The sequence below is a fragment of the Janthinobacterium sp. 35 genome, assembly GCF_002754575.1.
Taxonomy (GTDB): domain Bacteria; phylum Pseudomonadota; class Gammaproteobacteria; order Burkholderiales; family Burkholderiaceae_D; genus Janthinobacterium; species Janthinobacterium tructae.
The window spans coordinates 2,811,361-2,823,806 of the sequence record NZ_PEFN01000001.1 but is presented as its reverse complement, the minus strand read 5'-3'; the positions used below and the strand labels follow the sequence as shown (position 1 = coordinate 2,823,806).

Genomic DNA, 12,446 nt, shown 5'->3' with positions numbered 1-12,446 from the left:
GGAACAAAATAGGGGGAAGGCAAGCAGCGCGGCTTACTCGATCTGGATTTGCGACAGCGCCTTGTCTTGCGCGTCTTTCGCCTTGCGCTTGATGTCGAGCGCGTAGCGGTTGCCCTTGTCCATGCGCAACACGGCATTCGCGTTGGCAATGGCACAGTCGTATTTGCGCTGGCTCATGCAGTGGCTCGCTTCCGACAGGCTCTCCGTGATCACACTTTCCAGTCCGGCAGCCTTGTTGACAGGCGCGGCCGGCGGTGTCACCTTGACGGGCTTGGCCGGCTTTTCCACGACAGGTGCCGGTGCCGGTGCCGGCTCGGGCGCGGGCGCAGGACTGGCAACCGGTGCGGGTGCCGGGGTGGGCGTCGGGGCGGGTACCGCTGGCGTCACGGCAGGCTCGGCCGCCTTGGCGCCATCGAACACAGGGTCGCTGATGGCCAGCGGCTTCTCGGCAGCAGGCGCAGGTTCCGGCGGCACAGGTGGCACGGGTGCCGGCTGCGACGCTGGCGGCTTGCTTGACAGGAAATAATACCCACCTGCACCGCCCAGCAGCACTACCGCTGCGACGACTGCGGCAATCAGCTTGAGGGGGAGGCCATCCGGTCGCTTGTCATCTGGCGCTTTGGGCACGCTGGCGGCTGAGGCAGCAGGTTCTGGCGCGGGAGCGGGAGCGGGAGCGGGAGCGGGTGCGGGTGCGGGTGCGGGTGCGGCTTCAGGCTGGCGCTTTTCCAGCACGGGCGGTGGCGGTGGTACCGCGACAGGTTTCACCACTGGCGTCGGGAGAGGTTCAGGCACGGGCTCGATGGCGGGCGCAATGACCGGTTCCGGCAGAGGCGGCGGCACCGCTGCCGCCACGGGCGCCACGGCAAAGCTGAACGCGCACTTGGGGCAGAATCTGGCATCGGCCTTGCAATCATGGCCGCACTGGCCACAGGATTTGCCTGGCAGCGGGGCGGCAATGGTGGCGGCAACGGCAAACGTCGTGCCGCAGGAAGAACAGAATTTTGCACCCGGTTTATTCTCGGCCTGGCAGGAAAGGCATTTCAATTGGCATCTCTTTTCATATCAACGCTGACGCCATACGCCTGTATCGCTTGCCAGAATGGCAGCTTTGTTGCCGTACGGCTAAATATGCAACGAGTATATTTTCAAACAGCAAGTTGCCACAAGAGAAAATTGCCTTTTGCTCTATTCAATTTTTAAATATTGGTAAAAATCCTGCCGCCAAGCAGGTGTCGCGCACCATCTTGGTGCTCGGAAAGCAAAAAACCCGGCAACGCAGTGTGCGTTGCCGGGTTTTCAGGCGATGCCCGAGGGCCGAAGGTAGCTTACTTGCGCCCGCCGCGTGCTGGCGCGGCATGGCCGCCCTTGGCAGGCGGCTTGCTGCCACGGCCCATCGGCACGGCGGCCGGCTTGGCCTTCGTTTTGATGGTCGACAAGATCGAGGGCCGCACTTTCGACTCGGCAGCCGATGCTTTCGGCGCCGCTGCCGTGCCGCCCAGGGCGATGCGGTTCTTGCCCGGCGTGACCTTGAACTTGTCCGGCGTGCCGGCACCATGCGTCTGGCGGCTGCGTTCGCCTGCGGCCAGGCCGCCCGACTCGGACGACGTCCAGGCAGGAATCAAGTGCTTGTCGCCATTGCCGATCAAGTCGCCACGCCCCATGTTGACCAGCGCTTCGCGCAAAATCGGCCAGTTGGCCGGGTCCTGGTAGCGCAGGAAAGCCTTGTGCGTGCGGCGGATCTTGCCGCTGCGCGCCGTTTCCACCACTTCCGAGTCTGCCGTAACCTTGCGCAAAGGATTCTTGCGTGTGTGATACATGGTCGTGGCCATGGCCATCGGCGTGGGCATGAAGGTTTGCACCTGGTCCAGCTTGAAATTGTTTTTCTTCAGCCACAGGGCCAAATTGAGCATGTCCAGGTCCGTCGTGCCCGGATGGGCCGCGATGAAGTACGGGATCAAATACTGCTTCTTGCCCGCTTCCAGCGAGAAACGGTCGAACATTTCCTTGAACTCGTCATACGCGCCGATGCCGGGCTTCATCATCTTCGACAAAGTGCCCTCTTCCGTGTGCTCGGGCGCAATTTTCAAGAGGCCGCCGACGTGGTGCGTCACCAACTCTTTGACGTATTCGGGCGAACGCACGGCCAGGTCGTAGCGCAAGCCCGAGCTGATCAGCACTTTCTTGATGCCGGGAATGGCGCGCGCCTTGCGGTACAGGGAAATGAGCTTGCTGTGGTCCGTGCCCAGATTCACGCAGATGGACGGGTACACGCAGGACAGGCGGCGGCACGACACTTCGATCTCTTTGTCTTTGCAAGCGAGGCGGTACATATTCGCCGTCGGGCCACCCATATCGGAAATGGTGCCCGTGAAGCCCTTGGTTTTATCGCGGATATGCTCGATTTCGCGCAAGATCGACGGTTCCGAACGGCTCTGGATGATGCGGCCCTCATGCTCGGTGATCGAACAGAAGGTGCAGCCGCCGAAGCAGCCGCGCATGATATTGACGGAAAAGCGGATCATTTCCCAGGCGGGAATGTGCGCCTTGCCATAGCTCGGGTGCGGCGCGCGCGCGTAATTCATGTCGTACACGCCATCCATCTCGTCCATGGCCAGCGGCAGCGGCGGCGGATTGAGCCACACGTCGCGTTCGCCGTGCGCCTGCACCATGGCACGCGCATTGCCGGGATTCGATTCCAGGTGGAACACGCGCGAGGCGTGCGCATACATCACCGGGTCATCCTTGACGACATCGTAGGCGGGCAGGCGCACGACGGTCTTGTCGTGCTTTTCCTTGGCCATGGCCAGGCGCTCTTCGCGGCTCATGATGCGGATCGGCTTGATGACTTCGGCCGATTTTGAGGCATTTTCCGTGGCGCAGGCGGTCTTGTCTTCCTGCACCATCTCATACGGGCTGTAGTGCGGATCGACCTTGCCGGGGACGTCGACGCGGGTGGAATTGTGCACACCCCAGTCGTCGCCGGGCAGCCAGCCGGCCGGCACCATGAAGGCCGTGCCGCGCAAGTCGCGGATATCCTTGATGGCTTCGCCGGCAGCCAGACGGTGCGTCAAGTCGACCAGCGCCCGTTCGGCATTGCCGAAGATCAGCAGATCGGCCTTGGAATCGGGCAAGACGGAACGGCGGACCTTGTCCGACCAGTAATCATAATGGGCGATGCGGCGCAAGGACGCTTCGATGCTGCCGATGACCACCGGCACGTCGGGATATGCTTCGCGCGCGCGCTGGGCGTACACGGTGACGGCGCGGTCCGGGCGTTTATTCGGTTCGGCATTCGCCGTGTAGGCGTCGTCGGAGCGGATCTTGCGGTCGGCCGTGTACTGGTTGACCATGGAATCCATGTTGCCGGCCGTAATGCCGTAATACAGACGCGGCTTGCCGAGGATGCGGAAGGCGTCGGCCGACAGCCAGTCGGGCTGGCTGATGATGCCGACGCGGTAACCTTGCGCTTCGAGCAGGCGGCCCACCAGGGCCATGCCGAAACTCGGATGGTCGATGTAGGCGTCGCCCGTGACGAGGATGACGTCGCACTGGTCCCAGCCCAGCGCGTCCATCTCGGCACGCGACATTGGCAGGAAAGGCGCCACGGCAGCGCGGGCAGACCGCTTGGGAACGGTCGCAAATAAATTGGTAGGGGAGCTCATAGGGTACGGATTGTACCGGAATTGGCCATTTCCAACCTGACGGCCTGCTTTTTACTGTTGGATTTTCGTATAAAAAACGTTTATTTTTCAATCACTTGGGGAAATGTGGCCCTTGGGGTCAGACCCTTCAGGGGTCTGACCCCAGCTTTTCCCCGGGTTACATCAGATCCCCATATTCGCCAAAATCTCACCAAGTTCCCGCAGCGCCGGCTCCAGTTTCGGATGCTTGACGGCGAACTTGGCCGACAATTCCTGGCTGCGCTCGGCCAGGCCATAGGTGGTCGACTCTTCGTCCGGTTCCTGCGCGGCGCGCTTTTCCAGCAGTTGCTGAATATCACCATTGAGCTTTTGCAGCAAACCATGCGTTTCTTCATCCACAGGATCGCCAGATGCGATGGTCGATTGCAGCTGTTGCAACGATTCCTTGAGTTTGCTATCCATATCTTTTTCCTGTCAGTCAGTAAATTGCGTGTCCAGGAACAATTGTTCCACCTTGCTCCTGGCCCACGGGGTCTTGCGCAAAAACTTCAGGCTCGACTTGATGCTGGGATCGCTGATAAAGCAATTGATATCGATGTGCTTGGCCAAGCCGTCCCAACCGTAGTGGGCGTGCAGGCGCGTCACGATACCTTCCAGGGTAATGCCATTCAAATCTTGCTGACTCATATACTCTTTCGACTGCCTACTTATTTACATCTTACTCAATTCTACGCCGCCGGCACAGAAAGCTTGCGTGCGCCATGTCAACGCAACGCAAGCTTCAGATGAGGATGGCTTACTTGGCGTTCAAGCCGCGGCGTTCCAGCAGCGGTTCCACGGTAGCGTCGCGGCCGCGGAAGTCACGGAACAGTTGCAGCGCATCGACGCTGCCGCCGCGCGACAGCAATTTGCTGCGGAACCAGTCGCCATTCTTGCGCGTCAAGCCGCCGTTTTCCTTGAACCAGTTGACCGATTCCGCGTCCAGCTTTTCCGACCACAGGTAGGCATAATATGCCGCCGAGTAGCCGCCCGAGAAGCTGTGCGAGAAGTAGCTGGTGCGGTAGCGCGGCGGCACGGGTGCGTAGTCGACGCCCGCGTCTTTCAGCGATGCCGCTTCAAAGGCCAGCACGTCGGTCGGAATCTGCGCTGGCGCCAACTGGTGCCAGCGCTGGTCCAGCAGGGCCGCCGACAGGTATTCCGTGGTCATGAAGCCCTGGTTGAATTTCTTCGCTGCCGTGACTTTATCGAGCAATTCCTGCGGCATGGCCGCGCCGCTCTGGTAGTGCTTGGCATAGTTTTGCAGCACTTCCGGCCAGACGGCCCACATTTCATTGACTTGCGATGGATATTCGACGAAGTCGCTCGGCACGCTGGTGCCGGCAAAGCGCGGGTATTTCACGTTCGAGAACATGCCGTGCAGCGCATGGCCGAATTCGTGGAACATGGTCGTCACTTCATCGAACGTCAATAGCGTCGGCTGACCGGCCGGTGGCTTCGGAATATTCAATTGGTTGGCGACGACGGGATGCGTGCCCATCAACGACGATTGCGACACGTATTCATTCATCCACGCGCCGCCATGCTTGTTGCCGCGCGCATAAAAGTCGGCGATGAACAGGGCCAGCGGCTTGCCGTTGGCGTCCAGCACGTCGTAGACGCGCACGTCCGGGTTGTACACCGGTAAATCAGTACGTTGCTTGAAGCTGATGCCGTACAGTTTATTGGCGGCAAAGAAGACGCCGTTGTTCAGCACGCTGTTGAGTTCCAGGTACGGTTTCAGCTCGTTTTCATCAAAGTTGAAACGTTGCTTGCGCAGCTTGTCCGTGTAGATGGCCCAGTCGGCCGCTGCCACCTGGAAACCGCCCTTTTCCGCATCGACCACTTGCTGCAGGTCGGCCGCTTCGCGGCGCGCATTCGCGACGGCCGGTTTCGCCAGTTCCGACAGCAGGGTGTTGACGGCGGTCGTCGTCTTGGCCGTCTGGTCTTCCAGCGAATACGCGGCGTAATTGGCGTAACCGAGCAAGGTGGCCCGTTCGGCGCGCAGTTTGGCCAGCTTCAGCACGATGGCGCGGTTGTCGAACTCGCCGCCCTGGCTGCCCCGGTTCAGCGACGCCTCCATCAAACGCTGACGCGTCTTGCGATCCGTCAATACGGCCAATGGCGGCTGGCCGCTGGTGTTGACGAGGGCGATGAGGAACTTGCCGTTCAAGCCGCGTTCCTTGGCGGCAGCGGCTGCCGTGTCGATATCGCTGTCCGTCATGCCGGCCAGTTCGGCGCGCGTGTCGACGACGATGCTCTTGGCATTCGTTTCCTTCAGCACGTTTTGCGCGAAGGCCGTTTCCAGGCCCGCCTGCTCGGCGTTGTAGGCTTTCAGTTTTTCCTTGTCCGCATCGGACAGCTTGGCGCCGGCGCGCACGAAATCGGTGTGATAACGGGCCAAGAGGCGCAAGGATTCGGCATCGAGGCCCAGCTTGTCGCGCTTGGCGTACAGGGTGTCGATGCGGGCAAACAGTTTCGGATTCAGGGTGATCGCGTCGCCATGCGCGGCCAGCTTGGGCGACACATCCACTTCCACCGCTTCCAGCACGGCATTGGTATTGGTCGAGGTCATGTTGCTGAAGATGCTTTGCACGCGGTGCAGCAGCTGTCCCGTGCGCTCGAGGGCCACGATGGTGTTTTCAAACGTGGGCGCCTGGCGGTTGTTGGCAATCGCATTGACTTCAGCCAGCTGGCGTTTCATGCCTTCGGCAAACGCCGGCGCGTAGTGACCATCCTTGATCAGACCAAACTGCGGCATCTGGAATGGCAGCGGGCTGACTTTCAACAGGGGATTTTGGGCGCTGATGGCGGCGGGTGCGGAGTTGGCAGCGGTGGCGGCCAAGGCGGATGGAGCGGCGTGGGCCAGCATGACGCTGGCGGCGATGACGAGCAGTTGTGGACGGATCATGACATCTTTCAGGAAGCGCGGGGAAGAACCGCGATCGCGTCGCGGGCCAGTGGCAGATCATAGCAGCCTGTCACACAGGCGTCATCCAACATGGGCGATCCTGTGGTGCATCACGCCAAATGCGCGGTTTACCACGGTCTGCAATCAACATCGCCAAATAAAAAAGGCTGCCAATCGCTTGGCAGCCTTTTTCATGCACCCGGCTTTGACGCCGGAATCAGACGACTTACTTACCGTTCAAGCCACGGCGTTGCAGCAGCGGCTCGATCTTCGCATCGCGGCCACGGAAGTTGCGATAGATGTCGAGCGCATCGGCGCTGCCGCCGCGTGACAGCAACTTGGCTCTGAACCAGTCGCCATTCTTGCGCGTCAGGCCGCCGTTTTCCTTGAACCACTCGACCGTGTCGGCATCGAGCTTTTCCGACCACAGATACGCGTAGTAGCCGGCCGAATAGCCTCCCGCGAATGCGTGCGAGAAATACGTGGTGCGGTAGCGCGGCGGCGCCGGGGCGAAATCGACGCCCGCGTCGCTCAAGGCGGCCTTTTCAAAGGCGAGCACGTCGGTGGGGATCTGTGCCGGGGTCAGCTGGTGCCAGCGCTGGTCCAGCAAGGCCGATGCCAGGTATTCCGTGGTTTTATAGCCCTGGTTGAAATTGTCGGCCGCCGTCACTTTGGCCAGCAGCTCGGCCGGGATGGCCGCGCCCGTCTGGTAGTGCTTGGCATAGTTTTGCAGCACTTCCGGCCACAGCGCCCACATTTCATTGACTTGCGACGGGTATTCGACGAAGTCGCGCGGCACGCTGGTGCCGGCGAAGCGCGGGTATTTCACGTTCGAAAACATGCCGTGCAGCGCATGGCCGAATTCGTGGAACATGGTGTTGACTTCGTCAAACGTCATCAGGGTCGGCTGGCCCGCTTCCGGCTTTGGAATGTTGAGGTTATTCGCAATCACCGGCTTGCGGTTCAGCAAGCCCGACTGGCCCACGTAGGCATTCGCCCAGGCGCCGCCGCGCTTGTTGCTGCGCGCGTAAGGGTCCAGCGTAAAGATGGCCAGCTGCGTGCCGTCTTCATTGAAGACGTCGTACACCAGCATGTCGGACGTGTAGACGGGCAAGTCGGTGCGCTGCTTGAAGGTGAGGCCGTACAACTTGCCTGCGGCAAAGAACACGCCCTTGGTCAGCACGCTGTGCATTTCAAAGTACGGTTTGAGTTGCGTTTCATCAAAGTTGTAGCGTTCGGCGCGTACCTTGTCGCTATAGAAAGCCCAGTCGGCAGCGCCCACCTTGAAGCCGCCTTTGCCTGCATCGATGACCTTCTGGATATCGTCCGCTTCACGCCGCGCATTGACGACGGCCGGCTTCGCCAGCTCGCCCAGCAGGGCGTTCACGGCGGTGGTGTCATGCGCCGTCTGGTCTTCCAGCGAATAGGCCGCATAGTTCGGGTAGCCCATCAGCGCGGCACGTTCAGCGCGCAGTTTCGCCAGTTCCAGCACTTCGGCGGTATTGTCGAACTCGCCGCCACGGCTGCCGCGCGCTTGCGAAGCGGCCATGATGCGTTCGCGCACGGCGCGATTGGTCAGCAGCGACAGCGGCGCCTGGCCCGTCGTATTGACGAGGGCGATCACGTATTTGCCATCCAGGCCGCGCTTCTTGGCCAGGCCGGCAGCCACTTCGATGGCGGCCGGCGACAGGCCGTCGAGTTCTTCGCGCGTATCGACGACGACGGCCGAGGCGTTCAATTCTTTCAAGACATTTTGCGCGAACTTGGTCGACAGGGCCGCCAGTTGGCCGTTGTAGGCACGCAGCTTTTGTTTGTCCGCCGCCGACAGCTTGGCGCCCGCGCGTACAAAATCCGTGTGATAGCGTTCCAGCAAACGCTTCGATTCGGCATCGAGGCCCAGCTTGGCGCGCTTGGCGTACAGGCTGTCGATGCGCTTGAACAATTTGTCGTTGAGCATGACCGCGTCGCTGTGGGCGGCCATTTTCGGCGCCAGCTCGCGTTCCAGGCCCTGGATCGTCTCATTCGTGTTCGAGCCGGACATCACGGAAAACACGGTGCGCACACGGCTCAGCAGCTGACCCGAGCGTTCCATGGCGACGATGGTGTTGTCGAACGTGGCCGCTTTCGGATTATTCGCAATCGCGTTGATTTCCGCCAGGTTGGCGGCCATGCCGGCCGTAAAGGCGGGCGCGTAGTCGGCGTCCTGCACCTTGTCGAACGGCGGATAGTGGAATGGCAGGCTGCTCGCTTGCGCAAACGGGTTCGAGGCGGGCAAGGCTGCGGCCGCGGTAGCGGCAGTGGTGGGCACGGTGGTGGCGGCAAAAGCGGCGGCGGCTGGTGCCAGCATCAGGCTGGCGGCGATGACGAGCATTGTAGGACGGGTCATGTCTTCTTTCAAGAAACGCAAGAGAGCCGCGATTGTGTCGCGGGCCAGCCTGAAATAATAACAGCCTGACACACTTGCGTCACCCGCCGCTACCGATGGTAGCGCGCCTGCCGGTAAGGAACGGTTTTCATGCGCTCCGCGCCACGATGCCGATTCAGTAATGCGGCGGACGTTCGTTGACCAGTCCGCCGTTTGCCTGCTGCGCCCCGTCGCGCACGTGTTCGCCCAGCTTGTGCAGCATCGCTTCGAGCTGGTCGATGCGCTTGCCTTGCTGGTACACCATCTGGTTCAGCGACTCGACCAGGTCTTCCTGCTGCGCCAGCTTGATTTCGATATCGACGAAACGTGTTTCCATCTGTTCTGCATTGTCCATGGTGCTCTCGGTGATTCCTGACTGAAAGCGGCATTCTACCGCCGCAGCGGCGTGAGCCAGCACAAACCTCGTCCATTCCCCATCGGTCAGGCGGCCATTTCTGCCTATTCTTCCCTGATGGCTGAATCAAACCGCTTGACGAATGAGAACAAACGATTACAATGGACGTATCCACCTTGCCTGACCTGATCGATACGCGCAAGACGGCCGAATACCGGCGCTGGGAAGATTCCCTGCACGACGTGGCGGCGGCCGCCATCGATGCGCGCATCAAGCATTTGCAGCACGGAAAAAAGGGCGACTGGCGGCCAGTGGGTGAAGGCGTGTGCGAGCTGCGTTTTTTACAGACGGGACCTGGCTGGCGCGTGTATTTTCACGAAACGAATCGGGGCACCCTGATCTTGTTGCTGCTGGGTGGAAACAAATCGAGCCAGCAACGCGACATCAAGCAGGCGCAAGCGATCCTCAAGGACTTGAAAGCCCGGCAGTCAGCCATCCGGAAAGCGGCGGCAGGCCCATCGACAGGAGTACGAAAAAAATGAACCAGGACATACACAGTGACACCTTCGATCTCGACGACCTGGAAGCATTAGGCCTGAGCAAATTTGACCCGACGCAACACCTGACCAGCAAAGCCGCCGTGGCCGCCTACATGAGCGAAATCGTCGCCACCGGCAACGCCGAGCTGTTCCAGGCCGCCATGAACGACGTGGTGCGTGCCTACGGCATGGGCAAGGTGGCGGCGCGGGCCGACATCACGCGCGAAGGCGCCTATAAAGCCTTGCGCGAAGGCAGCAAGCCGCGCTTCGAAACCATTTTGAAGATGCTCGATGCGCTGGGCATGCAGCTGGCCATCGTGCCAAAAACCACGCCGGACGGCGCCGTGGAAGCCTGAACGCCGCTTACACTTTCGGCGTGGCCAGCAAGGCCTTCATGCGCGCCAGCCGTTCTTTCGGCGAAATGATTTCCGACTCCGTCGGCACGGCGTCGCCCACGTCGAGTTGCATTTCCTTGATGAAACGCGACGGGTCACAATGGACTTGCTCGCCCGCCCGCTTGCGCTTCTTGCACCAGGTCACGTGCAAGGTGCGCTGGGCGCGCGTGATGCCCACATACATCAGGCGGCGCTCTTCCTGGATGCGCGCGGCGATGGTTTCAGCCGGCGCGTCAGGGTCGCCCTTGTGCGGCAAGATGCCCTCTTCCACACCGACCAGAAACACGTGCGGGAATTCCAGACCCTTGGACGCGTGCAGGGTCGACATGCGCACGGCGTCCTGCTCTTCGTCCTTGCCTTCGAGCATGGTCATCAGGGCCACCATCTGCGTCAGTTCCAGCACGTTCTTTTCTTCGCCGTCGCGATCCTTGCCGCCCCTGCCCCGTTCCTTGAGCCAGTTGACGAATTCCAGCACGTTCTGCCACTTGCTTTGCGCTTGCCGTTCCTCGAAGGCATCGTACAGATACGATTCGTAGTGGATTTCCTTCATCATGTCGTCCAGCACTTCGGCCGCGTTGTCGCCGCTGCCGGCCGCGCCGGGACGGCTGGCGCGCGATTCGAGATCGTTGATGAAGTTGCAGAAATCGCGCAATGGCCCCAGTTGCCGGTCCGTCAGCTTGGCCTCGATGCCGCCTTTAAAAACGGCCTGGAACAGCGAGCACTGCCACTGCCCCGAAAACGCGCCCAGCACTTCCAAAGTCGACTGTCCCACGCCACGGCGCGGCGTCGTCACGGCGCGGATGAAGGCCGGGTCATCGTCTTCGTTCGCCAGCAGGCGCAGATAGCTGATGATGTCCTTGATCTCGGCCTTGTCGAAGAAGCTCTGGCCGCCCGAAATCGTGTACGGGATGCGTTCCTTGCGCAGACACTGCTCGATGATGCGCGCCTGGTGGTTGCCCCGGTACAAAATCGCATAGTCGGAAAACTTGTTCTTGCGCTCAAAATGGTCGGCCGAAATCATGATGGCGACCTGCTCCGCCTCCTGCTCGTCCGTCTGCATGCCCAGCACCTTGATCGGCTCGCCCAGGCCGTGCTCCGACCACAGCGACTTTTCAAACAGTTTCGGGTTGTTGCCAATGACGGCATTGGCCGCGTTCAGCACGCGCATGGTGGAGCGATAATTCTGCTCGAGCTTGATCACCCGCAAATCGGGGAAATCCGTTTCCAGGGTCTTCAGGTTTTCCACGGTGGCGCCGCGCCAGGCATAAATGGCCTGGTCGTCGTCGCCCACGGCCGTAAACATCGGCTTCTTGCCGATGCCCGTCACCATCAGTTTCACCAGTTCGTACTGGCACGTATTCGTATCCTGGTATTCATCGACCAGCAGGTAGCGCAGGCGGCGCTGCCACTTGTCGCGCACGGGACCGTTGTTGCGGAACAGTTCCACCGGCAAGCGGATCAGATCGTCGAAATCGACGGCCTGGTAGGCGGAGAGCGTTGCTACATAGCTGCGGTAGATGCGCGCCGCGTTCGCTTCATCCTCTTCCTTGGCTTGTGCCAGCGCCATGTCCGGGTCGATCAGGCCGTTTTTCCACAAGGACATGGCGTTCTGGATGCCGCGTATCACCTGTTTATCGGTGGTAATGGCGAGGTCTTGCACGAGGGAAAAACAGTCGTCGCTGTCCATGATGGAAAAGCGGTCTTTCAATCCGACGCCATTGGCTTCCTGGCGCAGGATTTTCACACCCAGCGAGTGGAAAGTCGACACCGTCAGCTGCTTGGCCTGGCGCGGTTGCTTCAAGAGTTTGGCGATGCGTTCCTGCATTTCCAGCGCCGCCTTGTTGGTGAAGGTCAGCGCGGCGATGGTGCGCGGGTCATAGCCGCGGTCTTCGATCAGATGGGCGATCTTTTGCGTGATCACGCGCGTCTTGCCCGAGCCGGCGCCCGCCAGCACCAGGCAAGGGCCGTCGAGGTAGGTAACCGCTTCGCTTTGGGGCGCATTCAGACCGAACTGTGGTGCTTTGGACATCAGGGTATTTCCGCAGGGAACAGCAGCCCATTGTAACAGCGTCGCGCGCCCCATTTGCACGGCAAGATCTGCGTGAAAAACAGGCAATGGCATTGATATCTCGCCAATTGCCGCCATCTTGGCCCATGCCATGCGT

At 60.8% G+C, this 12,446-nt stretch carries 10 protein-coding genes and 1 pseudogene; 2 read left to right on the top strand and 9 right to left on the bottom strand.

Annotated features, from left to right (window positions below; genetic code table 11):
- Positions 1-33: 33 nt before the first annotated feature.
- From CLU93_RS12590 to CLU93_RS12560, 8 genes and pseudogenes are all read right to left on the bottom strand, one after another.
- On the bottom strand, positions 34-792 hold the full coding sequence (locus tag CLU93_RS12590; RefSeq protein ID WP_257224945.1) for a hypothetical protein: 759 nt from the start codon (positions 790-792) through the stop codon (positions 34-36).
- 144 nt (positions 793-936) lie between these two features.
- Positions 937-1,044 (bottom strand): annotated as a pseudogene (locus CLU93_RS28825) (zinc-ribbon domain-containing protein); the annotation flags it as partial.
- 281 nt (positions 1,045-1,325) lie between these two features.
- Positions 1,326-3,587: a YgiQ family radical SAM protein gene (locus CLU93_RS12585; protein WP_218968380.1), complete on the bottom strand. Its 2,262-nt coding sequence runs from the start codon at positions 3,585-3,587 to the stop codon at positions 1,326-1,328.
- Positions 3,588-3,824: 237 nt separating this feature from the next.
- Positions 3,825-4,103, bottom strand: a complete 279-nt coding sequence (locus CLU93_RS12580) for a DUF4404 family protein (RefSeq protein ID WP_099761582.1) — start codon at positions 4,101-4,103, stop codon at positions 3,825-3,827.
- Positions 4,104-4,115: 12 nt separating this feature from the next.
- Complete coding sequence (locus CLU93_RS12575; protein ID WP_070219603.1) at positions 4,116-4,328, bottom strand: VF530 family DNA-binding protein; 213 nt, start codon at positions 4,326-4,328, stop codon at positions 4,116-4,118.
- A gap of 109 nt (positions 4,329-4,437) precedes the next feature.
- Positions 4,438-6,588 (bottom strand): M3 family metallopeptidase, encoded by a 2,151-nt coding sequence (locus CLU93_RS12570; protein ID WP_099761579.1) that lies wholly within the window; start codon positions 6,586-6,588, stop codon positions 4,438-4,440.
- A gap of 226 nt (positions 6,589-6,814) precedes the next feature.
- Positions 6,815-8,974, bottom strand: a complete 2,160-nt coding sequence (locus tag CLU93_RS12565) for a M3 family metallopeptidase (protein WP_257224943.1) — start codon at positions 8,972-8,974, stop codon at positions 6,815-6,817.
- 154 nt (positions 8,975-9,128) lie between these two features.
- Positions 9,129-9,347: a SlyX family protein gene (locus tag CLU93_RS12560; RefSeq protein ID WP_070290273.1), complete on the bottom strand. Its 219-nt coding sequence runs from the start codon at positions 9,345-9,347 to the stop codon at positions 9,129-9,131.
- Positions 9,348-9,508: 161 nt separating this feature from the next.
- On the opposite strand from CLU93_RS12560, the gene CLU93_RS12555 reads away from it, so the two are divergent.
- Complete coding sequence (locus tag CLU93_RS12555) at positions 9,509-9,889, top strand: type II toxin-antitoxin system RelE/ParE family toxin (RefSeq protein WP_243420073.1); 381 nt, start codon at positions 9,509-9,511, stop codon at positions 9,887-9,889.
- Complete coding sequence (locus CLU93_RS12550) at positions 9,886-10,242, top strand: addiction module antidote protein (protein ID WP_099761574.1); 357 nt, start codon at positions 9,886-9,888, stop codon at positions 10,240-10,242. The genes CLU93_RS12555 and CLU93_RS12550 overlap by 4 nt, the downstream gene beginning before the upstream one ends.
- Positions 10,243-10,249: 7 nt before the next feature.
- Here CLU93_RS12550 and CLU93_RS12545 read toward each other — a convergent pair whose 3' ends face one another.
- Positions 10,250-12,310, bottom strand: a complete 2,061-nt coding sequence (locus CLU93_RS12545; RefSeq protein ID WP_099761571.1) for a UvrD-helicase domain-containing protein — start codon at positions 12,308-12,310, stop codon at positions 10,250-10,252.
- Positions 12,311-12,446 lie beyond the last annotated feature (136 nt).

Excerpts from the sequence above, each read along its gene's own strand:
- CLU93_RS12585 (WP_218968380.1), bottom strand. The coding sequence starts at position 3,587 with ATGTCGCGTGCCGAGATGGACGCGCTGGGCTGGGACCAGTGCGACGTC.
- CLU93_RS12580 (WP_099761582.1), bottom strand. The coding sequence starts at position 4,103 with ATGGATAGCAAACTCAAGGAATCGTTGCAACAGCTGCAATCGACCATC.
- CLU93_RS12575 (WP_070219603.1), bottom strand. The coding sequence starts at position 4,328 with ATGAGTCAGCAAGATTTGAATGGCATTACCCTGGAAGGTATCGTGACG.
- CLU93_RS12570 (WP_099761579.1), bottom strand. The coding sequence starts at position 6,588 with ATGATCCGTCCACAACTGCTCGTCATCGCCGCCAGCGTCATGCTGGCC.
- CLU93_RS12565 (WP_257224943.1), bottom strand. The coding sequence starts at position 8,974 with ATGACCCGTCCTACAATGCTCGTCATCGCCGCCAGCCTGATGCTGGCA.
- CLU93_RS12560 (WP_070290273.1), bottom strand. The coding sequence starts at position 9,347 with ATGGACAATGCAGAACAGATGGAAACACGTTTCGTCGATATCGAAATC.
- CLU93_RS12555 (WP_243420073.1), top strand. The coding sequence starts at position 9,509 with ATGGACGTATCCACCTTGCCTGACCTGATCGATACGCGCAAGACGGCC.
- CLU93_RS12550 (WP_099761574.1), top strand. The coding sequence starts at position 9,886 with ATGAACCAGGACATACACAGTGACACCTTCGATCTCGACGACCTGGAA.
- CLU93_RS12545 (WP_099761571.1), bottom strand. The coding sequence starts at position 12,310 with ATGTCCAAAGCACCACAGTTCGGTCTGAATGCGCCCCAAAGCGAAGCG.